Below are 26,620 nucleotides of genomic sequence, written 5' to 3'. Positions count from 1 at the left end.
GGAGAGGAAGAGATATGGTTAAGGTGAAACTCGACGCCGTGGTCAAGCAGTATGATGCTATGGATGAGGTCACGCTGGTAGGCTACAAACATGGTCCTGCTCTGGACCATGTTGATCTGGAGATTCACAGTGGAGAGACCCTGAGTGTCGTTGGTCCGTCAGGATGTGGCAAAAGTACGTTGCTCAAAGTGGTGGCGGGATTAGAATATGCGGATGCGGGCCATGTTTTCTACGATACGTATGATATGACCCAGATCAAACCACAGGATCGTGGGGTGGGGATGATTTTTCAGGATTATGCGCTCTATCCAACAATGAAAGGGAAAGGCAATCTTGCCTATTACTTTGAGCAGCATTCCCATTCTGAAGAGGAGATGGAGGCGCGGGTACAGCAGGTAGCCGATCGCCTGGGTGTTGATTTTAATCTGTTACTGGGGCGTATGCCTGATACCCTTTCGGGAGGTGAGAAGCAGCGTGTGGCGATCGCGCGCTGTATTGTGCGCGATCCCGTGGTTTTCTTGATGGATGAGCCCATTGTGAACCTTGATGCCAAGCGGCGTGAGAAGACGCGTATCGAGATCAAAAAATTGTTGCGCCAATTCGCGATTACGGCGCTGTACGTGACTCACGATCAGCAAGAGGCGATCTTTATGGGGGACCGTATTGCGGTCATGCGTAGTGGCCATATTGAGCAGGTTGGGACCTTTGATGAACTGTATTACACCCCCCAGAATCTGTTTGTCGCCACCTTTATTGGCACACCTCCTATTGCCGTGATACCAGTCGTTCTCTCCAGTGCCGAGATTCGCATCGTGGAAACTGCCTGGCCACTACCGCTGGAACTGGCTGAACATAGTCAGCAAGGTGCCGCCAGCCTTGGGGTGCGGCCCTCTGATTGGCAGATGGATCAAGCCGACGGTATCGAGTTAGCGATTCGTCATATCGAGCGTATCCCAACTGAGCAGGCGACATTTATACATGGTGTGTTGCCAGGAGACATTCACCTTACCGTCATTGCCCCGCTGGATTTTCCTACCCGGCAAGCGGTGAAGATTACGCCAAACTGGGAGCACGTCTCACTTTTCGAGGCGCAGGGAGAGGCCGTCCTGCATACGCCGGGTATCCCTGATCTGTTCGATTGACCGATAGGTTGCAGAATAAATAGTAGGCATGTAAGCACAAAGGAGTGGAGTCGATGAGCGCAATTGCTGCCCAACATCTTGTGAAGCGTTTCAAAGAAAAAGTTGCTGTTGACGACATCAGTTTTGAGGTCCCGGAAGGGCATATGCTGGTTCTGGTCGGTCCATCTGGCTGTGGTAAGACCACCACGTTACGTATGCTGGCTGGGCTGGAACCAGTCTCCAGTGGTGCCATTCGTTTTGGGGAGCGGGACATGACTGAGATTCGTCCACGTGATCGCAATCTTGCCATGGTCTTCCAGGACTATGCTATTTTTCCGCATATGACGGTGTACGAGAATATCGCGTATGGGTTACGCTCTCGCCATGCGCCGGGTGCGCTGATCAAACAACGCGTTCCGGACGCCGCTCGCCTCTTTCATATTGACCCGTTCCTGAAAAGGAAACCGCGTCAGTTGAGTGGCGGTGAGCGTCAGCGGGTCGCCCTGGCACGCGCGTTGGTACGTGATGCAACCCTCTATCTTTACGATGAGCCGCTCGCTAATCTGGATGCTCAGTTGCGCCTGGAAGCGCGCGAAGATATCTTGCTCTTGCATCGGCAAAAAGGCATGCCGAGCATTTATGTGACCCATGACCAATCAGAAGCGATGGCCCTGGGTGATACGATCGCTGTCATGCGTGATGGCCAGATCCAGCAAATGGGCAGTGGCCAGGATCTCTATGAGCGCCCAATAAATGAGTTTGTGGCCTTTTTTATTGGCACACCCAGCATTAATCTGTTTGATGTGGATCTGGTGGCTGATGGCGAGGATATCTGGGCGCGGAACGCTGGCATGGATCTTTTACTGCCAGCAGAATTGCGTGAGAAGGTTGCCAGTTACGTTGGTAAGCAGGTGAGATTAGGGATTCGACCAGAAGATTATCATGTGCCGAAAAAAGCTCCGTTTCCGGTTGGGGAAGAGAATACGGTGCAGGGCTATGTCAATGTGATCGAGCCAACCTCAGTGGGGAGCACGGTGTACTGCACGAGTTTGGAGGAAGAGGCAAAGGACTTTACCGTGACGTTCAAGTTACGTTTGCCTGCTTCCTATATCGGGAAGGAGATTCCATTGGCGATCAACACGCGCAAACTGCACCTTTTTGATAAAGAGACCGGCGCATCGCTTATCCACAGCGTGAAGGTACCAATAGCGCTCAGCGAGAAAGCAGGTTGAAGATGGCTTTTTATGACGATATTGATGGTGAAGAAGAGGTTCTGCGCAACCCGATCTGGAGTAGTTTTACGCTGGCAAAAAATAACATTGAAGTCCTGATTGCCATTAATCTGGTCTGGGCCATAACTTTGTTACCAGTGCTGGTTGCGCTTGGTTTCGGGACCTGGCCTCTGTGGCTGCGGCTCCCCCTCTTAGGGATCGGCGTAGTCGCTCTGGCAGCCTCTTCAGGTGTTGTTTTTGGGTTGGTCGCGAAGATCTGTGGGGGTGAACCATTAACCATGGGATTGCTCCAGGAGACCATTCGCGGGTGCGCGCTGGATAGTATCCGCCGCCTGGCCCCGCTCTATGGCATCTTTGGAGCAGGATTCCTTGTCATTGGGCTGACTGCTCTCACGCATATCTCAATTGTAGAGATACTGGTGCAGTTTGTGCTCTTATGGCTCTTGTTCTGCTCACTCTACTGGGGCCCACTTTTCGCTGATCTACCTGCTGCCACCTCCTGGACATTGCTCTCTACTTCATTGCGCCTGATCCTACGCTCTCCTGCGCAATCCTTACGTACAGCATTCATTGTGCTGGCATTGGTCATCCTGGGTGTTGTTTCCCTGGCAGGTATTCTCCTCATTGTGCCGGTACTGGTCGCGTTGATCCAAACCTACCAGTATCGGCAACTGGTTGCCCATCACAGAAACCATTTTGTTATTGCTGGTTGAGTGCAACGTGAAAGGATGTACGCGCTATGCACGGATTAGAAGTACGGAACCTGGTCAAAAAATATCAAAATACGCTGGTGGTGGATGATATCAGCTTCCAGGTTGCTGATGGAGAATTCTTTGTGTTGCTGGGTCCCTCCGGTGGGGGAAAATCGACCATTCTGCGTTTGATCAGTGGCCTGGAGGCTCCTGATGCCGGTCAGGTTTTTATGTCTGGGCGGGACATTACCACGGCCACTCCCCGGGAGCGTAATCTGGGGATGGTCTTCCAGGATTATGGCATCTATCCCAATATGAATGTGTTCGACAACATTGCGTATGGACTCCAGGCGCGGAAGATGGGGCGGGCAGAGATTGAGAAGCGTATCAAGATTACTGCCGATAAACTTGGTCTGGCAGAATATTTGCCCAAGCTGGCGATTGATCTTTCAGGTGGTGAGCAACAACGTGTGGCGCTGGCACGTGCGATGGTCAAAGATGCTGATACCTATCTTTTCGATGAGCCACTGGCCAATCTGGATCCCAAGTTACGCTATCGTGCCCGTCGCGATATTCAAAGCCTGCACCGGCAGAAGCAGAAACCGAGCATTTATGTGACCCATGATCAAAGTGAGGCCTTCGCGATGGCAGATCGTATTGCCGTCATCGCCAAAGGTCGGCTCCAGCAAGTCGGCACGCCAGATGAGATCCTGCAAAGTCCGGCCAACACGTTTATGGCCCGCTTTATTGGCACACCACCAATGAATGTTCTGGAGGGGGAGTGTGTGTATGAGGATGATCGCTATCAGGTGAAGGTGGCTGATCTGCGTTTCTCACTAGATCCAACCTGGAAACATGTCTTGCAGGCAACTGATGCCTCTCACCTACTGGTGGGTCTTAATCCCGCGGCCTTTATTCCTGCATGGGAGCTTGCCGATTATCCTGATGCGATGGTGCATCATGCCCAGATCGAAGATGTTGAACCTTTGATTGGAGAAGTTGTGCTGACCTTGCGCCTGACGGATGGCAGCTATCTGCGTGTCCTGTGTGAGGATAGTGGGGTCGCGCTACCCGAGGTGGGACACATCTTTGCGTTTGCGCTGGATGAGGCACGCATCTGCCTCTTTGATATTCTCACCGAAAAGGCGCTTCAGCCTGCATTTTGAGTCATAACAAGGGGGAGGTAGAGATGAGCAAACTTGTGACGCCAGATGTACAGCCAGCGCTCGTGCAAGCACCACTGGCACTCAAAAAACTTCTGCGTGGATTTGAAAAATTCAGCACCCTGTTGGCCGTGACACTTGGGCCAACCAAAGGGACGGTCCTGCATGCGCGTAGCACCTCGGAGCCAGAACTCCTGCTGGATTCTGCGACGATTGCCACGCGGGTCATTGCGTTGCCACAACGAGCGGAAAACATTGGCGCCATGATGGTTCGTTCGATGGTGATGGATGTTCATGAGCGCTATGGTGATGGAGCCGCGACCGCCGCAGTCCTGTCTGTGGCGGCTCTGCGTGAAGCCGTCAAGCGTATTACCGCTGGAGCCAATCCTGCATTACTCAGACGCGGTATGGAGCAAGGACTGGCTATTGCGCGCGCGGCCCTACTTGTCCAGGCCCGTTCAGTGACAGGACAGGATGAATTGACCGGTATTGCCATCGGTGTCACCAATGATCGGGCTATGGGGATCATTGTAGGTGAGCTCTCAGCGCTGCTGGGCGAACATGCTGCCTTTGTGATCGAAGAATCCTATGCTCCGCACCTTGATCGCGAATATGTGAGTGGTGGTCAATGGGATGTCCACCTGGCTGATACCTCTTTTTTGCCGGAAGGGAAGGCTGGTCTGGAACTGTATCAGCCATTGATCATGATTGCCGATGAGAACGTGAGTAAACTTGAGCAGGTGCAAACAGCGCTTGAACTTGCCGTTCAGCATCCGGACAAGCCTCCGCTGGTGCTGATAGCAAATGTGATTGAGCAGGAGGCGCTCAAAACGCTCCTGCTCAATCATCATCGTGGTGTCCTGACGGTGGCCCCTGCGGTGGTAACCTCTGGTCTGACCAGCAGCGACTTGAGCGATATGGCTGTCCTGGTGGGTGCGCAAGTGTTGCAGACAGAGCAAGGTTGTCCCTCACAATCTATGCGACAGGAATACTTCGGGCGCGCGCGTAAAGTGACCCTGACCCGTAACGGCCTGGCGATTGTTGGTGGACAGGGTGCGCCTGTCAGCATCCGACAGCATCTTATTGGTATCCAAAGACAACTCCAGCAGTTAGATCATGGTCATAAAGAGCGCTCGACCCTCAAGATGCGTCAGGCTCGATTGTCAGGTGGTATCGGTGTGATCAAACTGGGTGCGTATAGTGAGCACGAGCGTGAACTCAAAAAAGAGAGCATCGAAAAGGCGTTCTTAGTACTAGAAGCCGTTCAGACGCATGGCGTTGTGCCCGGTGGTGGAATTGCTTATCTGGCCTGCCAGGCCGCAGTGCAGGACGCGCTGCAGGAATCGATACATGAGGATATACGGAGTGGTTTGCAGGTTGTTGCCAGAGCGCTAGAAGCACCGTTTATCCAACTGATCAAGAATCATGGTCTGCTCTCACCTGCAGTGGTGTTACAAGAGATTCAGGACCGTGGAAGCGGCTATGGTTTTGATGTGCAGCAAGGATGCTATGTTCAGGTGCGAGCAAGCGGCATTATCGATAGCACATTGGTGACCTGTGGTGTGTTAGAGGCAGCCATCAGTACCGCCATCATGGCGATGACCACCGATACTATTGTACATAACGTCTAAAGAGGATGACAAGAAGAGGAGAAGCATATGCAGGCTGTACAACGACGACAGCAGGATGCACATGGATTGTCCAGCGGGCTGGTGACACCGGTGTTGGCCCTGGCCTGTGCTCCGGGTGAACTCTGGGCTGGCGGTAGTGGTGGCATCGCGTATCAGGTTTTGGGCACACCCTGGCGGTCCCGTACGACCAATCTACCCTTGACTGGTATTACGGTCCTCACTCACTGTGGTGACCGCTTAATCGCAGGTGGGACCGACGGGGTCGCATATTCCTATAATGGTGGCCATACCTGGCAACGTGGTGCGCTGCAAGAAGGTCGTGCCTCCGTGACTGCACTGGTAAGCTCACCGTGTTTTAGCTATGATCATGTTGCTCTGGTGGGTACACTGGAGAGCGGGATCCTCCGAAGTGATGATGGGGGGTCCACCTGGCGCAGTGCCCAGTTCGGGTTACAAAGCTTTGAGATTACCGCCTTACTGTGGGTGGACCATGATAATGTACTGGCTGGCACTCCCGATGGCCTGTATCGTTCACCAAATGCTGGCCGTGCCTGGCAGCTTGTGCCCGATATGCTGGACCTGCCAATTGCAGCCCTGGCGCGTTCCCCAGCTCACCAGTTGATCGCTGCGACCGAAGAGGGCACCTTGCATATGTCGTCCGACAACGGACTGCACTGGGAACCTTATCCTATTATCCCTGCGGACCTGCAACCAACGGCACTGCATATAACCAATCAAGACACCCGACTGCTTGGGTGTGCCACACAGGGCCTTCTGCGCCAGGATCCAGCGTCATGTGCCTGGTCGCAAGTCCTCCCTGTGACGCCCCTCGTCATTGTCCAGCAAGATAGCCTGCTCTGGGTTGGCAGCAGTGAGGGTATATGGATGAGTATGGATGATGGTCTGAACTGGCAACCCATGCAACCCCCTCCCATTGCAGATCTGTCTCAGTTGCTGGTGTATAAGGACACGTTGCTCAGTGCAGGTGTGCAGTCCGGTCTGTACCGCTATGGACCCGGTCATGGTTGGCAACCATTATTGCAGGGTCTACCCATCCTGAGCGTCGCCAGCCTTGCTGAGCAAGGCTGGCTCCTGGCTGCCACTCCCCATGGACTCTACAGAGGAGACGAGGCAAAAGAGAACTGGCAGCAGTCCTCAGAAAATGAACTGACGCACCTGAGTTTTTGTGCCGATGGGTTTGGCCTGGGCATTATCGCGCATTCCTCACATCTTGTGCGCACCTATACCGCTGGAGAGGAGTGGGAGGAGATAGCCACGCCCTTTGGAATTCTCCCGGTGGCTGCATTAATTGTGCACAAACAGATTGCGTTTGTTGTGACCTATGACCCCAGGCTCTATCAAGCGCGTATCTGGCATTCTATGGATTGCGGAGAGACCTGGACTGCTGGCATTGAGATTTCCTCCATCTGGGCTACCGTGGCTAGCTGTCAGGAGCCATTGCTGCTGGCAATTGGTAACACACTTCTGGTGCATAGACAGCGTGGTGAGTGGCAGCGCATGCGCTGCGAAGCCAGAGGCGAGGTACGACGGATGCTCTGGCTGCAAGAACACCTTTTGCTTTTGACGACCAGCGGACTCTTCAGTGTCTCTCTTGCTGCCCAGACCTGGGTGTGTATCAGTGAGCAAGCATTGCTTGATATCGCAGTGCTTGACCAACAATGCTATGGTCTGTTACCCGGAGGAACAGTGATCCGCGTATTTTGAGGCAGCAGACAGGAAGCCTGGTCATGAACTCAGGCTTCCTGCTCACTGGAAATTACTCTGGGCGTTCGGGTGCGGCGTACCCTAATGTGCGTAGCCATTTAACGCATGGGACCCCCCAGCGATCGACCAGCCCATAGCCATGATCGCCGAGATGTTCACGCACATATTCATAGGGAATACCAGCTCTTTTCAGAGCCGCAGCATAGAGATCGGAGTTCATCACTGGTACACCAACATCATGGATACAGTGGGCTAAGAAAGCCGGGGGCGTTTGGGCGTTAACATGACGCTCGGTACAGAACATGTGAATGATTTCATGAGGAGGGTTATCACCAAGAATATTCCACCAGACGCCAAAATTTGGACTGAGCGTAATCACAGGATAGACAAGTATCTGCGCATTCGGGCGCGCTGAGACGCGTTCGACCGGATCTTTGTCATTGGGATTGCCCTCTTCAATATGGGTTGCTGTCATGCTTACCAGATGTCCGCCCGCTGAGAAACCTAGTACCCCGATCCGTTCGGGATCGAGGTTCCAGTCACTTGCATGTGCACGTACATAACGGATAGAACGTTTGGCATCTATGAATGGAATCGGATGTTGATACGTCCAGGCCAGCCGATAGCGCAATACAAAGCCCGTAATTCCTTGAGCCGCCAACCATTGGGCGACAGGGGCGCCCTCATGCTCGGCATGTCCCACATAGCCGCCACCGGGCATCACGATTATCGCGGCTCCTGTGGCGATCTCAGGATCAGGCAGAAAGATTTCTAGGGTCGGGATATCATCTATTGCCTTACCTTTTGCTCCCGGTGCCTTCTTTGGCCAGAGGGGAACGGTCGTTGTCTTGAGCTTTTGCATTGTGCGGTACTCCTTATTCTCAGACGTCTGATTTTTAAACGTTTCTTTAAACGTTTTCAGGGAACTCATTATTGAGTATAAAGAAAGAAGCATAAAAGTCAAGATTTCTTCGCTAGAGTCAGCAATTTGAGCAAATACATATTACGCTCATATTTTTTATGTGTAGAGAGATTTAAGCGTACCTTGTTCTCTGAATGTGTGCTATATCCCATTTTTTGACGTGCATTTTTCTCCATAAAATAAAAGAAGAATTTTAAAATTTTATAAAACGTTTGACAAAACGTTTTTGTGCTGTTACACTTTTATTGGAGAGCACTCGTCCACTGTCAAGCTATTTTAGCAAGATGAGCGTGCATACGGGCATAGAGACACGTGCTAGCGGGCACGATGGTCTGCAGAGAAGCGACCATCCTTTTGTGGAAACATGCGAAGAAAGGAATCCCGGTACATGTTAGCAATCAGAGGGAAACGCCACGGTGAACGGTTGAAGCCGTTGGAGCGCATTGTTCTTGAAGTGGCGGAAGAGGGTATTGTGACCGTGGTGGATGGGCAAGGACGCCACTATTATCGTCAGCCGGCGCAGGCTACATTGGAACTGATCATTGGAGGTTCAGCAGGTTATCATCATATTACACTGGAAGATGCTGCTGGACATCAGCTTCATCACCTGCAATTTATGGTGGACGTCGAGACAACTATCCAGGAGCAGCAAGGCGATATGGCTGAATTGCTGCAAATGTTACTCTTTACGATGCTTACGCAGGGGGGAGATGATTGGGGCGCAGCTTCCTATGTGCGCTATCAGGGACGCATCTACAGCTTTTTTGTGCGCTGGTTACGTGATCATGTACACGTATTAAAGGGCATGAAATATTTTTCACCGGTTCTCAAGGATGGCATTGAACTCTATCGTGATAGCCAGCGTGCGGATGGAATGATCTGGGATAACGTCTATCCACGAGGAGAGCAGCCCAGTTATTGGGACACTCGTTTTGCCGAAGGTGATTTTATTCGGCCTTTTGAAGATGGACTGAGTGAATTTAAACGTATTCCAGTTGAAGCCGATGTAGAATATTTGTTTGTGGAAGGGTTGTACTATACCTGGAAGGCGGTCAACGATGATGGCTGGCTTTCTGATAGCCTTGATGCTGCTATAAAGGCGCTGGAGTATTGTATGAGCGATAGGTATCGTTGGTCAACGAAATATCAGCTCATCAAGCGGGGGTATACCATTGACACCTGGGATTTCCAATCTGAAGAGGATGCTCGCGTCTTGCATGATGCCATGCGGATTGATCCAGACAAGACTCATTTTGGGATTATGTTTGGGGATAACACCGGATATATCGCATCTTGCGGCTATCTGGCTGAAATGTTGGAGCATGTGGGACGGCTTGAAGAGGCGGCGCGTTATCGCGAGCGAGCCAGTGAGATGAAAGAGCGACTGGATGCCTTAAGCTGGAATGGTCATTTTTATACCCATCATGTTGCTGAACATCCCGAGTGCCGAAGACACCTGGGGGTAGATGAGGCCAGTCAGGTCTCGCTCTCCAACGCCTATTCACTCAATCGTCGTCTAAGTCATGAGCAATGTGTTGAAATTATTCGAACTTACCAGCATATCCGGCGTACCTTGCCAGAAGGATCTCCTGGTGAGTGGTATACGATTTATCCCCCATTTCAAACTGGTTTTAGCAACCACGATAGCACCTGGCAGTACATGAATGGTGGTGTGACCACCATTGTGGCGGGCGAGCTGGCCCATGGCGCCTTTGCTCATGGCTTTGAGCGCTATGCGATAGATATTTTACAGCGTGTGCATGCGTTAGGCAAACAGCATCGCGACGTTATTTATAGCACCTATACCGGAGCCTCCCTCCAGCAGCCGGCACGCCAGTTTACGCCAATTGATCTGGCGGATTATGCGAATATTGATATTTCAGGTGCGTCAGATAGTGAGCGTGGGAAGGTACGAGGGTGGTTTGAGAATAGCGACAATGACCTGCATGAACTGCCTTATGGCCTGCAAACCATGGCGGATATTCCTTTTGCCATTGTAGATCCCACCATCAACGGACGGAAAGTTGGTCTGGCAGTAAGTACCCATGCAGGCTATGCACAACACATTGCGATCCCGCTCTCGCAATACGCGGCCTCTGTCTATTTCCTGCACACGACGTCCAAGACAGGTGCCACCGGCATTGGGGGAAGTATTACCCTGCATTATAATGACGGCACAACCTACACCCGTTATGTGGTTCGTGGGAAAAATGTGTCCAGCTGGTGGTTTCCGGAAGAGCCTGTACCTGAAGACGGAAAAAAAGTAGCCACCGTCGCCTGGCGTGGAAAAAATGACCACTGTCCCAATCTTGGTGTGATTGCCTATGGGTTGGACAATCCACATCCCGAGCGCCGTATTGAAAATATCATCCTGAGTGCCTCCGACGAACCTGCCTACTGGGCCATCCTGGGCATAACCTTGAGCGATCAACCTGTCTACTTCCCACCCAATACCGTCTCCTTTGGCATTCCTGATAGTTGGGGGGCTGCTGCCGTTGTCTATGCCATGATCGAAGGGTTGGCTGGTGTGGTTGATCAGGGTCAAGCGTACGAGCATGTGCTTCTTTCACCACGCTGGAGCGCCACCGCCAGTCAGCAAGCTTCAGTCAGTGTAGCCTATCCTGCTTCGCAGGGCTATATTGCCTATACCTATCAGCACAATCAGGAAGAGCAACTGCTCACGCTAGAACTCACAGGGAGTGGCACAATCTGTGATTGCCATCTCTTGCTGCCTGAAGAAGCGCAAAAGGTCCTGAAGATTAATAACCAGGGGAAGCTCCTCTCATTTGTCGAATCGTCTCTTGAACAGTCTCACTATGTCGATTTCCGTATGACATTACCCGGCCCACACGTCGTGCAGATATATTATCTCGAGCGTGCTTAGCTGCCGAATGTCTTTTAAAGGAACGAGCAGCAATCAGGTCTGGTCCAATCTATGGGTTTGATCGTCTCTTGAAAATGTATCCCATCACTGAATTGAACCAGACCAACCGGACAGTGCTATATGCTCTGTCCACACATTCTAACGAGAGGAGGACAATGCTGACTTTTTACCAGTGAAGACCTTTTATCAGGAAGATGATCCGGGATGTTTGCGTTGTTGCAAACACGTTTTTAACAAGAAAGGATTCTTGCGATGCTGTATCACAGACATACGGCAACGATTGAGCCAGTCGCTCATAGAGGATTGATCCACGGCTCGATCACCCGTTGTGCACTTCTCGGTTTCTTGCTGTTTTCAGTACTGGCAGGCTCGGTGGGCCTGTATCTCACTAGTCATACCGCTCCTCTAGCCCATGCGGCCTCGGCGCCTTCCATGGGACTTAACCTTGACTTCAACGAACAGTCACTGGTCGATATGGTTCAGAATGAGCCACGTTTTCAGGAAGTCAGCGGGACAGCCCTGACACAGGACACCAATGGCTGGCCCACCAGCGACTTTGCCTGGATTGTCGACAATCGTTATAACTATGCCTGGGTATCAGGAGCCGTCAATATTGATCCGTTAAAGAAATCGACAGATATCAGTGGAACGTACAAGCTTTCCTTTACCGGTCAGGCTACCCTGACAAGTACCGGCGATGATCCGGCTCATGGTGGGACGACCATTACCAATCAGGTTTATAATACTGACACCAACACCACTACTGCGGATGTCAATGTTCCGAATCCTGATGGCGGAGTGCTGGTTGATATCGAGTTTCGTCAGACAAAGCGTCAGGCTAGTGATAACGCCGGGACTGGCTTAACCAATATCAAAGCTATTCGACCTGGTTATGCGGCTGATACGACGCAGGTCTTTACAAATGAATGGCTGAGCACATTGACCAATCATAACTGGGCTGCGTTCCGCTGGATGGGAGCGCTTGGCACCAACGACTATGCAGACCCTACCACAGATGGCCATCCTAACAACGAACTCTATCCCATTCGTCTGCAATGGCCCACAGATCGGCGTTTGCCAACGGCCGGTCCCCTGTATGGAGCCATGCATCCAGGTGTCCATGGAGTTCCCTGGGAATATGTGGTGCTGATCGCGCAATTAACCCACAAAGATCAGTGGATTAATATTCCCGTAAATGCCTCCGACGATTATGTTACCCAGGTTGCGACCCTCCTCAAAAATGGCAATGCATTTACGGGCAATCAGGGCGTGCCTGCTGATGTCAACATCTATGTGGAGTATAGCAATGAGATGTGGCATTATGGCTTCCATCAGGGGCCCTGGAACAATCAGGCGGCCCAGGATGAAGTTGCGGCTGGCGGTTCGAATTTAAACTACGACAATATCAATAACGCAGGGGATCAGTGGCGTTTCCGACGTATGGCAAAACGCACCTTAGAGATTGGGGATCAATTCAAAAACGTGTTCAATGACAATGGCACGCGTATCCGACCGGTTGTCGATAATGCATTTACCGACTATGATAGCGATATGCTGACCTATGTGAAGAACAACTATGGGGGCACCGTTAGCGACAAGCTCTATGGTATTGCTCAAACGGCCTATTATGGAAGTTCCGATAAGTCGTCGGTGGATGCCATTATCGCTGGCGAACAGGCTGCCAGCGACGTCAATGCAGCAGGATATCAAACCAGCCACACGATCGCCACACAGTTTGGTCTTCATTCCCTGGTCTATGAAGGTGGCCAGGATGAAGAAGGAAACAAGACGCCTATATCGCCTGTCGATACCACGCTGGCGAACCAGTTTGGAGCCGCTCGCGATCCTCGTATGAAGGATGTCGAGCTGCACGATTGGGCCAACTGGACGGCTTCAGGTGGCGATCTGTATATGCAGTTCGCGCACGTTGGTCGCTACAGTACCTATGGTATGTGGGGTTTATCGGAAGATGTGAATGTACACAATACCGGCAAATGGCTTGGTGTGGATACCATCCTGGGTGGGAATGTCCCTCCACCACCCACCCCAACTCCTGGTGGAACTCCGACGCCGACCCCCACACCTGGAGATAGTAACTTGCCGGCTCCATGGCAGACGAGCGATATCGGTAACGTTGGTCAGTCTGGCTCTGGCTCTTTCCTGAGTAGCTTCTTTACCTTATCGGGCTCTGGCTCGGATATCTGGAATGTCAATGATGGCTTCCGCTATGTCTATCAACCTTTACATGGAGACGGTACCATTATTGCTCGCGTGGCAAACGTTCAGAACACCGATGGTTGGGCCAAAGCTGGTGTGATGATCCGCGAGTCACTCAACGACAACTCAACGCATGCCTTTGTGGCTCTAACCCCTGGCAATGGAGCCGTCTTCCAATGCCGTACCAGTACAGGTGGAAGCAGTGATAATACATCTGGCCCTTCTGTGGCTGCTCCCTACTGGGTCAAGTTGGTGCGTGCGGGTACTACCTTTACCGGGTTCGCCTCCAGCGATGGAGCAAACTGGACCCAGATTGGGACCGTGGATATCACTATGGGCAACGATGTCTATATAGGTCTGGCACTGACCTCACACAATAATAGTACCCTGAATACCTCTACCTTCGCCAATGTCAGTGTAAATATCTGATATTCGGCGCTGGAATGAGGTTTGCGTGGACTATCCACCTGACCAGGCATGTCTTCTCTCGTCGGGTCGCGAGCATGCTCGCGACCCGGTTTATTGTTTTCTCTTCGAGCCGGTGTCTGCCCTGCGATTCGAAGCAACAAATGGGCGAGCCGTTTTGCATGTACCTCCTGGTAAAAATTTCACTTCTGCATAGAGACGTGAAGCATTGACAGCTCTAGGTGCCTTCGTTATAATTGCCCTACAGAGCAAGCTCATCAGATAAAGGGCAGGAGTACTCCTTCGTGACATTACCACAGAAAGATACAAAACTGGATGTATTATGTAATAAGCTGCGTGAACTTGCTACTGAGTTAGGTCCTGATGCACAACTTCCCAATGTGCGTACGCTCTGTCGTCAGCTCGGAACCACACGTGTCACGCTGTCTGAGGCGATGCATGTGCTGGAAGAGCAGAATGTTCTCTACAGTATTGAACGCAAGGGAACGTTTGTATCACCAAAAATTCATCATACCTTTATTCATATCATCTTTGATAATTCTTTTATTAACAATACCCCCGTAACTCTCTTCTGGAATATATTGTGGAATTATTTTGCAAAAGAGGCGCAACGGCGAGCTGAGATCAAGCAAGAGACCTGTACGTTCCAACTCCTTTTCCCCGCTCCTAATCAGGCGAATTCTCTCCCTGACGAAACGATGCAGCTGTTGAGGTCCAAGCATTTCGATGGTTTACTGGTGGTTGGTTTGAATATTTATTCGGAAGATTGGATCAAACATCAACCCTTACCCAGTGTTGTCTTTGCTGGTGCCGGAAATTATATGGTGACATTAGACAACCAGACATTAGTTCATTTAGGGGTAGAGAGCTTGATTCAGCAAGGATGTAAAAAAATAGGCTTCTGGTTTCCGCTCCACGATTATCTTACGCCAACGGCTATGGAAGAGAGCCCAGATTATCAAGCCTTTTGTCAGGAGTTGAGCGAGCATCAATTGCCTGTGTATCGCGAACTGATTCGACGCCCTGCTTCCAGTGTCCTACACGGAGATAACAAGCTTCTCAACAACAATCAAGAACGAGGGTACACCTTAGCGAAAGAGATCTTTTCCCCACAGAATCAGGATCGTCCTGATGGTCTCTTGATTGCTGAGGATATGCTGACAAGTGGGGCATTAATTGCTTTGCAGGAAGCTGGATTGCGTGTCGGGAAAGATATTAAAATTGCGACCCACTCCAATGCCGATTCGCCGCTCCTGTTTGGGCATGGAAAAAATATGACTATTATAGAATTTGATCCCATGGAAATAGTCCAAACCATGTTTGCAACCCTGGACATATTGATGGCGGGCCAGCAGCCTCCTCAAGCACGTATCCTTGTTCCTCCTCATGTAAGAGCCTGAGCTTCTCTTGCTTGCAGGCACCAGCACTGCATGTGCAGTAGCTGAGAAGACTCATGGCACAATACCTTCACCAGGGCATTTTCCCCCTGATAGAAAAAGAAAAAATACAAACCTTTTCTAGCCAGCAATACGTTATTGCTGGCTAGATGGGTGACATTGAACGCTAAGCAGAAGCCTGGGTATCCTTCTGTTTTTATTTAACTGCCCCGGACACGGCATCGACAAAGTAGCGCTGTAATAGGATGTAGATCAGGATAATCGGAGCCAGGGTAATCACTGAACCTGCACAAAGATACGTCCACTGGGTTGAGTTCTCGCCGATAAAAGCATATAAGCCGACGGCCAGGGTACGCTGCGATTCATCGCCCAGTGTAAAGATTAAGGGGGTTTGGAAATTATTCCATGAGCTCATGAAGGTGAGCAAGGCAACGGTGGCTGCTATCGGTCTGGCCAGAGGGAACATGACATTCCAGAAAAGCTGATGAAACCCTGCTCCATCAACGCGTGCAGCCTCCTCAACCTCATGATCCATGGTCAGGAAATAGCCCATAAACAGGATAGTATTAAAAGGCACGCCGCCCGCGATCTGGAGGATGACCACGGCCCAGATGGTATCGATCAAATTGAGTCGCTGGAGCAGATCAAAGGTTGGCACGACTCCATAGCCACCTGGAATGAAGTAGAGGATGGCAAAAAGACCGAGCAGCAAGCGCTTGCCAGGAAAAGCAGTGCGTGCCAGCGCGTAGCCAGCCATCGAGGCGAGCCCTACAACAGCGACGACCGTTAAGACAGTAATCACTATCGTATTGAAGAAATATTGGCCAAATGAGGCCTCATTCCAGGCGTTGACAAAATTTTCCCAATGAAACTCTTTCGGGATAAAGCTGAGTCCCTCATCAAAAAAGCCGGTATTACTCTTGAAGGCACTGCCAGCGACCCACAGAAAAGGATAGACCCACAATATGCCGATGATCAATAGCCAGAGGTGGGTAAACCACTGGGATGTTGGTCCTTGTTTGCGGGAAGAGGATCGCCGGTTATAGGAATTATGTGTTGGACGTTTGCGTCTCTCGTTGTACGTTGTTGCCACGATGCTCATTTTCTCTCTTTCGTGAATGCCAGGGACAGTATGATTCTATTTGTGTGCTCACAGGCGTAAGGCTGCCCGTTGACGGCGCATCTGTACAAAGACATAGGCTTGTCCAAGCGAGAATACGAGTAAGATAAGGCCATAAAACAGTGAGGCTGCAGAGGCAAAACCAACGTTGGGTTGCACAGACTGTCCACCTGCATCGCCAAAGGCCTGGTGGTAAATATAGGTATTGACTACCTCTGTCCCAAAGTAGGGACCACCACGGGTAATGGTTTGTACAATATCAAAGACCTGCATGCTTCCATAGATGGCCAGGAACACAATCATAATGCCAACGGCTCGGAGCATTGGAAGGGTAATCGAAAAGAGGCGCACCAGCGTGTTCGCTCCATCAATGCGCGCCGCCTCATAGAGTTCAGCTGGAATCGTTTGCAGTCCAGCTAGAAAGAAGACCAGGTTATAGCCAAAGCTTTGCCAGATACCAACGATAATAATGGTGCCCATGGCAATAGTTGGGTCGCCGAGCCAATCAACTGGAGTGGAGAAGAGATGCGCTTTGATGAGGAGATCATTAACATTGGGGCCAAAGTTCGCCAGGACCAGCTGAACGATGACACCGATGACCGCAGGTGAGGTGACGACCGGCAAGAAATAGATGGTCCGATAAAAAGTTGAGCCGCGTAGTTTGGGATTGTTGAGCACCAGTGCGAGCAGCAAGGCTAAGGTTAATTGAATGGGGACCAGGATCACGGTATAGATCCCAGAATGGAGAAAAGATCCCCAAAAGATACTGTCTCCAATCACCCGTTTAAAATTATCCAGGCCAACAAACGCGCTAGGATCACCAATGCCGTTCCATTGATAGAGCGTAAAACCGATCGATGCAAACAATGGATAGACGCTAAAGACAAGATATAGAATGAACATCGGTGCGACATACAGATAGGAGCCACGATGGCGTACCATCTTCTGCCAAACTGTTTCTTTTTTTGTTTTTTCTTTATGGTATGGTTGCCTGGGAACATGAGAATTCATAGGACGTGTCTGTACGTACATAACCAGCATTTCTCCTCTGAAATACGCATGGATTCAAGATTGAAGTCTATTGATTGTCGAGGGCATAGGCGGAACAACAGCAAAGGAAATGATGGCCATCCCCTTCGCTGTTGGAGAGAGCTTATTTTTGGATATAGTCCTTTGTTGGGTCCCAATCAGGAAAGGTAAAATCAGCGATGCTGACCTTATACCCTTGCTGGTTTGCCGCCTTGATCGCGCGCGCACGTTCAGTTTCCCAACGCGCATCTAAAGCCTGCAATGCACCTTTGATATCTTTAATCTGGCCCGTAAAGATACCCTGCAATACATCACCAATATCTGGTGTAACGCCATTAACGGTGACCTTGGCCGTTTGCGGATTTTTGACAATCGCGGCAGGACGGATGCGTGTCAGTTTTGTGGTTTCCAGAAATTGAGCAAACTGACGGTCTTTTGCATTGGCTGGATTATTATTTTGTGGATAGATCGAGGCATCCTCTCCCATATCCACCCAGCGTTTGCCAGCGGCAGGGCTATACAGCCAATCGATCCAGGCCCAGGATTCATCGGGATATTTGGTTTTCGCGGAAATAGTAAATTCGGAGCCAGCATTGGTGCGGCCATAATAGGCCTTTGGATTGGTACTGGGAGAGACAAGAGCGGAGAGGCTATAGTTTGTAAACCCATCCTGTTTCCAGGTTGGTTGTGCCCAGACGCCATTGGTGACCATACCAATTTTGCCTTGAGAGAAGAAACGGCGCTGTACCTCGTCTTTTGTGCTCATGACATTGGAATAGATAAAGCCACGCTTTTTCCAGTCCAATAGAAGCTCGATGAAATCGGTATAATTGCGATCGGTACTAAACGTATATTTGCCAACGCGATCATCCGCGCCAAAGGCCCCTTGAGGCGTGCCTGCTCCCACGACAAAGACATGCAGCATAAAGGCAAACCAGACTGGTCCCTCGCCGCCGCTAAAGGCAAAGCCGGCGACCTGCCCAGTACTCTTTTTGGTAATGGCTTCTGCCGCCCGTGTCACATCGTCCCAGGTACGGGGAAGCATGGCTGAGCCATCCTTATTGACCAGACCCGCATCTTTAAAGATCTTATTGTTCGAGTACAATTGGACAAAGGGTGCGCTACTATTGAGTTGAGCAGAATAGATCTTCCCGTTAAAAACGTTGGTACCCTCTAAGAAAGACTGTGATGGGAAGTGCGTTTTCCATGAGTTCGTGGCCCATTTATTCCAATCCAGGTACCAGCCTTTTTGGACCTGGGTGGCCAGTGGATCTGGACCGGGAATCATACTGACATCAGGTGTTTTGCCGCTGCGCACAGCTAAAGAATAAATAGTGTTGAATGTACCGCCTACCTGTGTTCTCTTCTTGATTTTAATTGAGGGGTGGGCCTGCTCAAAAAGCTTAATCTCTTGATCTACCCATGCAGCCTGGCTCACAAAGGTATCCCAATATTGAAGCGTGACCGTTTTTCCTGTTGAGGTGTTTGCGTCTCCACAGGCGGATAAAATAGCTGGAAATGATGCGGCACCTGCGGTGGCGGCAGCGGCAGTTTGTAGAAAGCGTCGACGATTAAGCGGCTGTGAAAGGGTGTCTGACATTGACATGGTTTCATTCCTCCTTGCATATCCCTGCATGCGGATTGAACATCATCGCTCATGGAGCATTCATACGATCCCTATGATGAAGTGACTGATAATGACCACCCAGCTATTTAGGTATGATGTACTGACCTGCGGTTGAGCGCCTTTGAATGTAGATTTTGATACGGCTTATACAAAAGGCAGTGCTTCCTGGGAAAAGAGTGTATGTGACCGAAAATAGGTAACAGCCGGGTTAGGATGTGCTATGAAGTGTTTCGCCAGGGTTCTCCCACTTCATTGGACTAGTCCAATGAAGTGATAGTGATCTTATACCATATCCCATCTTTTGTTGTCAAGATCTTTTTCTGCTAATGAAATTTTTCCATAAACGGTACTGCATCAATGCCGTCAGGACAGAAAGGATGACAAGATAGTGTCCTGCTGTTCATGCTTATGTGTGCTTTTATCCTTGTTTTCTGATGAGAACGTGCGTATTCTCTACGCGTGGAAAAAGATAGAGCAGAGCATGTCTTTTTCCACGCGTAGAGAACACATGTGAGAACACCTTATGGCGCGACTCCCTCATGGACAGAGAACGCCCATGCGGTAGAACGCCCAATGATGGTTGCTTATTGGCCCTGTAGGGGGCGTTGTATCTGCTCTGGCTCGCTTTTTCTCCCACGCGAGGTTGATGCACGAACGATCAGACGGCCTGAGAGGAGGATTCGTTGTTGTGAAATGCTTCGTTCGTGCATCTGTCGCCAGAGAATACGAATCACCTCTTCACCCAGTTCTTCGATAGGGGGCCGGATCGAGGTGATACCCAGTTCGGTGGCGAGCGGATGATCATCAAAACCGATCAAGCCAAAATCTTTGCCAACTACTTTTCCCGCTACCTGAGCTGCGCGCAGAAATCCAGCTGCGGTAAAGTCATTTTGAGCGATAATGCCGATAGGACGTGTTTGTTGCTCACTCGTAAGGATGCCTTGAGCAATCCATTTCTGGCTGGCCTGGTACGCGAGTGTTTCTGTATCGTCTCCTTCAGTGGTTTTCATCTCCGAGCGGATGAGGAGTTGATCTGGAGCGACGCCAAAGTCCTGCAGCGCTTGTCTCGCCCCCTCAATACGTTTGTCCACCCAGGAACGATCATCAATTTGAAGAAAGAGCAAGGGTGCATGTCCTACGCGTAATAGATGCAGTGCGGCTCTATAGCCCGCTTCGACATCATCAATGCAGACGGATGAACAAGGACTCACAATTGCTTCCCAGGAAACAAGGACGACAGGGACGTGTTTCAGGTCAAGCAGGGCCTGTACGGTTTGACTGATGGAGCGCACATCAAAAATACTAATGACAATGGCATCAATGCCATGGTCAAGCAACAGTGTGATCGCCTCCTTCATCGTGGTACGCTCAGAGGTGTACCCAATCTCCTGGATCAGCCGAACCTGTCCACCAGCTTGTGTAAACTGCTGCTGGAGTGATTGCATCAGGAAATACGTCCATTGACCCGGATCAAGCCCAATTTGGGGCTGAGTTTTTTCTTCCGCCAGATCGATATGGGGTGCTTGTGCGATAATGCCGAGGGTAGGACGAGGCTTTTCGGGGGACATGTAAGGGAAAGCACCTGTTGGGAGCAAAGGGAGTGATGGTGGCGGAAATGGTGTGGATAAGGGGAGCGTCTGAGAGACAAAGGTTCCTCGTTTGGATTCCGCACGCAACGTACCATCCGCGATTAAAATCCCGATGGCCTGTTCTAGCGTTGGTATGCTGACACCATATATTTTGGCAAGATTGGCTCGACCTGGCAGCATTGAGCCGGTAGGCCATTCTCCCTGCTGGATTTTATGGCGAATATCTCGTTCAATCTGTTTATACATAAGCATATCTTTCGCTTGTCCTGGCTTTTTGAGAGATTCTTTTTTCATAGACATCCTTCGAGCTTACACTATACTACATAGTTGTTTTTATTATAAAAGCTGGCTTGTCGTCAGTCAAGCAAGCATCTATTTCTGAATTTCTGCATTCAGGGCTTATTTCTAGCATCTCTTGACAGACGTATTTTCGTCGTGTATGCTTACATACATGAACAACTACATAGTATACTTATATAGTTGTTAGTTATATAGATAGCTGATATTTTTACTCGCCTTCGCCTTTTCCCGGTCGTCTCACAATCTGTTACCTCATCAAAGCCTGGAGGCTTTCAGTACCAAGCGCATGTCCTTTTTTTTGGTTGAGTCGCTTTGCCGCATAGGCAGGTGATTCTAGACGAATATGTATGCTAGTATGGCAGGATGTCATGTTGGCATACTGTTTTGATTTCATTGTTGAAGTTGGCGTATTCCAAAGGAGTATTGCAAGGATGGTACATTGGCTGAAACGACCAGTACTACGAAGTACCTGGTCAGGAAAACGGATTTTCCGTCTGGCTCTCTCGTTAAGTTGTCTCTTATTACTCGTAAGTAGTATTGCTGCCACATTTTCTCTTCAACTCTTTCCCACGCAGGTTGCGCATGCCGAGACGCCATCGCAGCGACCAGCGATGGGCATCAATCTAGGTGAACCCGATCCGGGCACCTTTACCGATGCCATGAAAACGTCTGGTGGATTGCTGGCCGATGATGGCAAAACTGATGCTACCGTTGATAGTAATGGCTGGCCTACTACTGATTTCCAGTTCTATTTGTGGCAGGGACTCAGTCACAATGATGGCACCTATCAGGTAATCTTTCATGGACAGGCAGATGTCTCGGTTGGATTGGGCTATGCGGCCTTCTCGAACCAGCAGTATGATGCGGGCACCAATACTACCACGGTGAGTATGGTGGTCACTGATCCTGGCAGTCAAAACTTCTATATGTACTTTAAGAATACGAAGCGTACTGCTACCAGTGCTACCAATACCGGTATCACCGATCTCAAGATCTTGAAACCTGTCTCTGAAGGATCAAGCACCTCCTATGATCCATCGGTCATTTTCACCCCTTATGTCGCGCAAGCGGTTGCGCCGTATGCCTATATACGCTTTATGTTTGGGACCAACTGGAATAAGTCGGCGAATTGGTCTGATCGCACCACCGTTGATTATGCGACCCAGCATAAGCTTTTGCCTGGTGAAAATGCCTTTGAAGGCAATCAGATGGCCTTTGAATACATGGTCAAGATTGCCAATGACAACAACAAAGACCTGTATATTGTAGTGCCTGATCGTGCGAATAATGACTACATCACGAAACTGGCCCAACTTCTGTTGTATGGAAGTGATGGTGTCAACCCCTATACCAGTACGCAGGCCAATCCTGTCTGGGCACCCCTGAAGTCCAATCTGAAGTTATATGTTGAGTACACCAATGAGGCCTGGAATTTCCAATTTGACCAGGCGCATGATCTCTATGATGGTCCGGTTGGCTACCAACAAGAGATTCAGAATAATCCTAATTCGCCCCTGAATTTTGATGGCAAGACCGATGGAAATCTGCTCTGGCATCGCAATTATGCCAATCGCGCACTCAATGTGAGCAAGATCTTCCGTGGTGTTTTCGGTGATGACGCCATGGGCTCACGCGTACGGCCTTTGCTCTTCTGGCAGTATAACAATCTGAACAATACGTCCCAGGACGAGCTTGAGTTCCTGCACGACTATTATAATAATGGCGATGGCATTCAGCATGTGACGGATCCTCATCCAGTCAACTACTACTTCTGGGGTGGTGGTGGCGCTGTTTACTTTAATAGTAATAATGATAGCGCGACCAGCGTCGATGATCTCTTTGCATCTGGTATTCCCCAATCCGGGTATCAGAGTACGCTGGACAATGAGGGAACCTGGGCTCGTTCTTACGGCTTACACTTCATGTCCTATGAGGGAAGTTGGGGCATTGAAGGTGCAGTAGGAGATCAAGGGCGCGTTGATCAACGCGCGAAACAGGCTCTGGTCACCTCCTTTAATGATTTTGTGAAGGCAGGTGGTGAAAACTATACGGCTGGAACCTTTGGTCAGTGGGATGATTTTACTACAGCTGCCACCTACCCTCTGGTCCAGGCTGCCGCACAGGTCAATGCCTCTGACTATCAGCTACCAGCAGTCGAACTGGGAACACCTGTGTCAGGGAACAGTACCACGACAATTCCAGGGACTGGCTATGCGCTGACGATTGGTGGCTATAATGGTGCAACGTCAAACGTTGGACAAAATGCCTCCTATCTGCTGCGCATCGGGAACTCGGATAGTTATAAGGTCTATCTCAGTCTGGCCAATGATGCCGATGGTGGCAAATTCAACGTCTATGCCGATAGTGAACTGGTTACCACAGTTACCGTGCCCAATACAGGGAGCAAGAGTACCTATCAGGTTGTTTCGGTCGGAAGTGTTTCCTTCTCGCCTGGGCTGCATAGTTTGTTGTTGCGACCTTCAGCCAATGCATCCAATGGGACCGCTGGCAATGTTGATGCGCTCTTTGTCCAGCCCTCGGCTCTTTCAAGCACACCTGAGCCACGTTCGGCACCCAATGGTGTTCCTTCCTATCTTCAGGATAAAGACATTGGTGGTCCAGCACTGCCAGGATCAGTCAATACTGATAATGGAACTTTCACGGTCAATGCATCCGGATATGACATCTGGAATAGTGTAGATGCTTTCCACTATGTGTATCAGCCTGTGAATGGAGATACCACCGTTATTGCTCGTGTCGTTTCCCTGAGCAATTCTTCCCCTTATGCAAAGGCAGGGGTGATGATTCGGAAGTCCTTGGATAGTGGCGCAGCCAATGCAGCAGCCTTATTCTCGGCTGAACCTTCAACCTACTTTGAGGATCGAACAACTGATGCTGGTAATACTGGCCATCCTGCATCGAAACCTGTCAATGCTCCATATTGGGTGAAACTGGTGCGTGCTGGTAATACCTTCACCGGATATGGCTCAACAGATGGGACAAACTGGACACAATTGGGTTCAGATACGATCGCTATGGATACTACCGTGTATGTTGGGTTGGCCTTGACTTCTCATAATGATGGGACGCTGGGGTCGGCTACCTTTGACAATGTTTCAGTCAATGGAACAGCCTGGACAGGGAGTGGTGCTAACGGCACCACTCCAACCCCAACCCCAACCCCTGGCTCAACCCCAACTCCGACTCCAACTGGCAATGGCGCTAATCTGGCTTTGAACAAAGCCGCGACCGCCTCTTCTATTGAGCACGATGGATTGGAAGCAGGCAATGCCGTTGATGGAGACCTCTCCACGCGCTGGTCAAGTTCCTTTAGTGATCCACAGTGGTTCCAGGTGGATTTAGGGGCAACGCATACTATTACTGGTGTGAAATTGTCCTGGGAAACAGCCTATGGGAAAGCCTATACCATCCAGGTCTCGGACGATGGAAGTAGCTGGACCACCATTTATACCCAGAATAATGGCGCAGGAGGTAATGAGAATCTGACCGGTCTATCCGGGAGTGGACGCTATATCCGCCTCAACGGAACGCAACGTGGAACCTCCTGGGGGTACTCCCTCTACGAATTTCAGGTCTTTGGTAATTAGTTTATTGAGGTCATCATCGTATATATTTTTTTGAAGAAAAGGGACGAAAACATACATGTGTTTTCGTCCCTTTTCTCACTATTGGGGGGGCCTTTTGAGGCCATGATATGGCAAGGGCTAGGAACGACCAACGATGGGAGGGTGGAAGGTCAGATCGGCATCTGATTGTGGAATGAGAAAATCAAAGTCGCAGCCCTCATCCGGTTGCAGGACATGTTCGGCGTAAAGACGCGGATAACCACGGCTATGGATGCGCTGAGGAGGTGTCCAATCACGTTGACGCCGATCGAGCTCTTCTGGTGAGACAAGCAGCGAGAGCGTACGGTTTTCTACGTCAAGCTCAATCAGATCTCCATTCTGTACGAGTGCCAGTAGACCGCCAATGGCCGCCTCGGGTGTGATATGGAGCACAACCGTCCCATAACTTGTGCCGCTCATACGTGAATCACTGATACGCACGATATCTTGCACCCCCTGACGTAACAGTTTCTTGGGAATGGGGATCGAACCCCATTCGGGGAGGCCCGGGACCCCGACGGCGCCGGCATTACGCAGCACCAGGACTGACTCTGCCGTGACCGGCAAGTTTGGATCATCAATACGTGTGAGCATGTCCTGGTAGGTATCAAAGACGATGGCTGGTCCACGGTGTGTTTCTAACTGTGTGGACGCTGTTGTGGTCCGGATAACGGCGCCGCGTGGGGCAAGATTGCCATGCAGAATGGCAATCGCGCCAGATGGAGCCAGGGGGTGATCGCGTGAAGAGATCACCGAGCTATCCCGGTAGGGCACTTCATCCAGCGTCTCTTGGAGGAAATGACCAGTCACGGTCAAACACTCCAGATTGAGGAGATCCCGTAGCTCTTGCATCAGCGCGGGCACACCTCCAGCTTCATCGAAATCTGGCATTAGGAATTTCCCCGATGGTTGTAAGTTTAAGAGCATCGGTGTTCTTCGCGCATATGCATCAAAGTCGTCCAATGTTAGCGGGACGCGCAGCCGTTGGGCGATCGCAATGAGATGAATGACCGCATTGGTCGAGCCGCCAATGGACATATAGACGCGCAAGGCATTCTCGAAGGCCGCGCGCGTCATGATCTGAGAGGGTCGGAGATCCTGCCACACCAATTCAACGCTGCGCCGACCACTGGCCTCAGCTGCCGCCAGTCGCCGAGCGTCCATGGCGGGAATGGTTGCAGTATGCGGAAGCATCATGCCAAGTGCTTCGGAGAGGACCGTCATGGTTGAAGCGGTCCCCATCGTATTACAGGTACCGATACCGCAGGAATAGTTCTTCTCGAACGCCTGCCAGTCTTGTTCGCTCACCTCTCCCATACGGTAGGCATCCAGATAGTGCCAGAGATCGGTCCCCGAACCAAGTTCGTGTCCCTTCCAGCGGCTAGCGCTACGGGTTCCAGCACAGACCTGAATTGCTGGGAGATTGGCGCTAGCCGCACCCATCAGTTGAGCCGGTGTCGTTTTATCGCATCCTGTGAGCAGCACAACCCCATCAATGGGATAGGCCCGGAGTGTTTCCTCAAGCTCCATCGCTAGCAAGTTGCGATACAACATGGCGCTGGGTTTCATGAGTTCCTCACCCAGGGAAATGGTATTAAACTCCAGTGGTACTCCTCCCGCTGCGATCACCCCTCGTTTCACCGCCTCTGCCACCGCCTTGAGTCCGAGATTGCAGGTATTGAGCTCGCTCCAGGAGTTCGCAATGCCGATGACCGGTTTGCCCGTAAAAAACTCTCTGGTCCAGCCCAGGGACCGGAGGACTGAACGGCTCTGCAAGCCCAGTTCGTCGCGACCTTCAAACCATTCTTGACTCCGTAAATTGACCTTATTTCTCTGTTCATTGCTTGCTGATGTCTCCACGATATCTTTCCTTGTTCTCTCTAGTCATTGCATCATCCCTGAAGTGATGACAGGATCTT

The 26,620-nt window shown here is 50.6% G+C and carries 16 protein-coding genes; 10 read left to right on the top strand and 6 right to left on the bottom strand.

Translation table 11 applies throughout. The features are described 5' to 3' along the window. Positions 1-14 precede the first annotated feature (14 nt). Genes EL633_RS24490 through EL633_RS24465 form a run of 6 tightly spaced genes read left to right on the top strand, consistent with a single transcriptional unit; the run spans position 15 to position 7,564 of the window. Positions 15-1,142 carry an ABC transporter ATP-binding protein gene (locus EL633_RS24490; RefSeq protein WP_126629908.1) on the top strand — a complete coding sequence of 376 codons (1,128 nt, stop codon included), beginning with the start codon at positions 15-17 and terminating at the stop codon, positions 1,140-1,142. 53 nt (positions 1,143-1,195) lie between these two features. Then, positions 1,196-2,353: an ABC transporter ATP-binding protein gene (locus tag EL633_RS24485; protein WP_126629907.1), complete on the top strand. Its 1,158-nt coding sequence runs from the start codon at positions 1,196-1,198 to the stop codon at positions 2,351-2,353. A 2-nt stretch (positions 2,354-2,355) separates the two neighbouring features. Beyond that, complete coding sequence (locus tag EL633_RS24480) at positions 2,356-3,066, top strand: hypothetical protein (RefSeq protein WP_126629906.1); 711 nt, start codon at positions 2,356-2,358, stop codon at positions 3,064-3,066. 26 nt (positions 3,067-3,092) lie between these two features. Beyond that, the gene (locus EL633_RS24475) at positions 3,093-4,211 is read left to right on the top strand and encodes an ABC transporter ATP-binding protein (protein ID WP_126629905.1); all 1,119 of its coding nucleotides are present in this window, start codon (positions 3,093-3,095) and stop codon (positions 4,209-4,211) included. A gap of 23 nt (positions 4,212-4,234) precedes the next feature. Continuing rightward, complete coding sequence (locus EL633_RS24470) at positions 4,235-5,839, top strand: TCP-1/cpn60 chaperonin family protein (RefSeq protein ID WP_126629904.1); 1,605 nt, start codon at positions 4,235-4,237, stop codon at positions 5,837-5,839. A gap of 27 nt (positions 5,840-5,866) precedes the next feature. Next, positions 5,867-7,564 (top strand): beta propeller repeat protein, encoded by a 1,698-nt coding sequence (locus EL633_RS24465; protein WP_126629903.1) that lies wholly within the window; start codon positions 5,867-5,869, stop codon positions 7,562-7,564. A gap of 52 nt (positions 7,565-7,616) precedes the next feature. Here the strand turns inward: EL633_RS24465 and EL633_RS24460 are convergent, their stop codons facing one another. Beyond that, positions 7,617-8,426, bottom strand: a complete 810-nt coding sequence (locus EL633_RS24460) for an alpha/beta hydrolase (protein WP_161982403.1) — start codon at positions 8,424-8,426, stop codon at positions 7,617-7,619. Between the two features lie 448 nt (positions 8,427-8,874). Here EL633_RS24460 and EL633_RS24455 point away from each other — a divergent pair, with 448 nt between their 5' ends. The 3 genes from EL633_RS24455 to EL633_RS24445 all read left to right on the top strand — a co-directional run bounded on the left by EL633_RS24455 (position 8,875) and on the right by EL633_RS24445 (position 15,413). Continuing rightward, positions 8,875-11,370, top strand: a complete 2,496-nt coding sequence (locus EL633_RS24455; RefSeq protein WP_126629901.1) for a glucosidase family protein — start codon at positions 8,875-8,877, stop codon at positions 11,368-11,370. A 252-nt stretch (positions 11,371-11,622) separates the two neighbouring features. Continuing rightward, positions 11,623-14,016 carry a DUF1349 domain-containing protein gene (locus tag EL633_RS24450; protein ID WP_126629900.1) on the top strand — a complete coding sequence of 798 codons (2,394 nt, stop codon included), beginning with the start codon at positions 11,623-11,625 and terminating at the stop codon, positions 14,014-14,016. A 281-nt stretch (positions 14,017-14,297) separates the two neighbouring features. Then, on the top strand, positions 14,298-15,413 hold the full coding sequence (locus EL633_RS24445; RefSeq protein ID WP_161982402.1) for a GntR family transcriptional regulator: 1,116 nt from the start codon (positions 14,298-14,300) through the stop codon (positions 15,411-15,413). A gap of 193 nt (positions 15,414-15,606) precedes the next feature. Here the strand turns inward: EL633_RS24445 and EL633_RS24440 are convergent, their stop codons facing one another. The 4 genes from EL633_RS24440 to EL633_RS24425 form a co-directional block, all read right to left on the bottom strand. Beyond that, the gene (locus EL633_RS24440; protein ID WP_126629898.1) at positions 15,607-16,512 is read right to left on the bottom strand and encodes a carbohydrate ABC transporter permease; all 906 of its coding nucleotides are present in this window, start codon (positions 16,510-16,512) and stop codon (positions 15,607-15,609) included. Positions 16,513-16,560: 48 nt separating this feature from the next. Further along, on the bottom strand, positions 16,561-17,562 hold the full coding sequence (locus tag EL633_RS24435) for a carbohydrate ABC transporter permease (protein ID WP_246039248.1): 1,002 nt from the start codon (positions 17,560-17,562) through the stop codon (positions 16,561-16,563). Positions 17,563-17,683: 121 nt separating this feature from the next. Beyond that, complete coding sequence (locus EL633_RS24430) at positions 17,684-19,165, bottom strand: ABC transporter substrate-binding protein (RefSeq protein ID WP_246039247.1); 1,482 nt, start codon at positions 19,163-19,165, stop codon at positions 17,684-17,686. A gap of 605 nt (positions 19,166-19,770) precedes the next feature. Next, the gene (locus EL633_RS24425) at positions 19,771-21,069 is read right to left on the bottom strand and encodes a substrate-binding domain-containing protein (protein WP_161982401.1); all 1,299 of its coding nucleotides are present in this window, start codon (positions 21,067-21,069) and stop codon (positions 19,771-19,773) included. 437 nt (positions 21,070-21,506) lie between these two features. Between EL633_RS24425 and EL633_RS24420 the strand changes: the two genes are divergently transcribed. After that, positions 21,507-24,683 (top strand): discoidin domain-containing protein, encoded by a 3,177-nt coding sequence (locus EL633_RS24420; RefSeq protein ID WP_161982400.1) that lies wholly within the window; start codon positions 21,507-21,509, stop codon positions 24,681-24,683. A gap of 117 nt (positions 24,684-24,800) precedes the next feature. On the opposite strand, the gene EL633_RS24415 is transcribed toward EL633_RS24420, so the two are convergent. Beyond that, a complete protein-coding gene (locus EL633_RS24415) occupies positions 24,801-26,561 on the bottom strand; it encodes a dihydroxy-acid dehydratase (protein WP_126629895.1) in 1,761 nt (586 codons plus the stop codon). Positions 26,562-26,620 lie beyond the last annotated feature (59 nt).

Source organism: Dictyobacter alpinus (assembly GCF_003967575.1).
Classification (GTDB): domain Bacteria; phylum Chloroflexota; class Ktedonobacteria; order Ktedonobacterales; family Ktedonobacteraceae; genus Dictyobacter; species Dictyobacter alpinus.
This window is presented reverse-complemented; position numbering and strand designations above follow the sequence as displayed.

Coding starts and splice junctions, on each gene's coding strand:
- EL633_RS24490 (WP_126629908.1), top strand. CDS start 15: ATGGTTAAGGTGAAACTCGACGCCGTGGTCAAGCAGTATGATGCTATG.
- EL633_RS24485 (WP_126629907.1), top strand. CDS start 1,196: ATGAGCGCAATTGCTGCCCAACATCTTGTGAAGCGTTTCAAAGAAAAA.
- EL633_RS24480 (WP_126629906.1), top strand. CDS start 2,356: ATGGCTTTTTATGACGATATTGATGGTGAAGAAGAGGTTCTGCGCAAC.
- EL633_RS24475 (WP_126629905.1), top strand. CDS start 3,093: ATGCACGGATTAGAAGTACGGAACCTGGTCAAAAAATATCAAAATACG.
- EL633_RS24470 (WP_126629904.1), top strand. CDS start 4,235: ATGAGCAAACTTGTGACGCCAGATGTACAGCCAGCGCTCGTGCAAGCA.
- EL633_RS24465 (WP_126629903.1), top strand. CDS start 5,867: ATGCAGGCTGTACAACGACGACAGCAGGATGCACATGGATTGTCCAGC.
- EL633_RS24460 (WP_161982403.1), bottom strand. CDS start 8,426: ATGCAAAAGCTCAAGACAACGACCGTTCCCCTCTGGCCAAAGAAGGCA.
- EL633_RS24455 (WP_126629901.1), top strand. CDS start 8,875: ATGTTAGCAATCAGAGGGAAACGCCACGGTGAACGGTTGAAGCCGTTG.
- EL633_RS24450 (WP_126629900.1), top strand. CDS start 11,623: ATGCTGTATCACAGACATACGGCAACGATTGAGCCAGTCGCTCATAGA.
- EL633_RS24440 (WP_126629898.1), bottom strand. CDS start 16,512: ATGAGCATCGTGGCAACAACGTACAACGAGAGACGCAAACGTCCAACA.
- EL633_RS24435 (WP_246039248.1), bottom strand. CDS start 17,562: ATGTACGTACAGACACGTCCTATGAATTCTCATGTTCCCAGGCAACCA.
- EL633_RS24430 (WP_246039247.1), bottom strand. CDS start 19,165: ATGTCAATGTCAGACACCCTTTCACAGCCGCTTAATCGTCGACGCTTT.
- EL633_RS24425 (WP_161982401.1), bottom strand. CDS start 21,069: ATGAAAAAAGAATCTCTCAAAAAGCCAGGACAAGCGAAAGATATGCTT.
- EL633_RS24420 (WP_161982400.1), top strand. CDS start 21,507: ATGGTACATTGGCTGAAACGACCAGTACTACGAAGTACCTGGTCAGGA.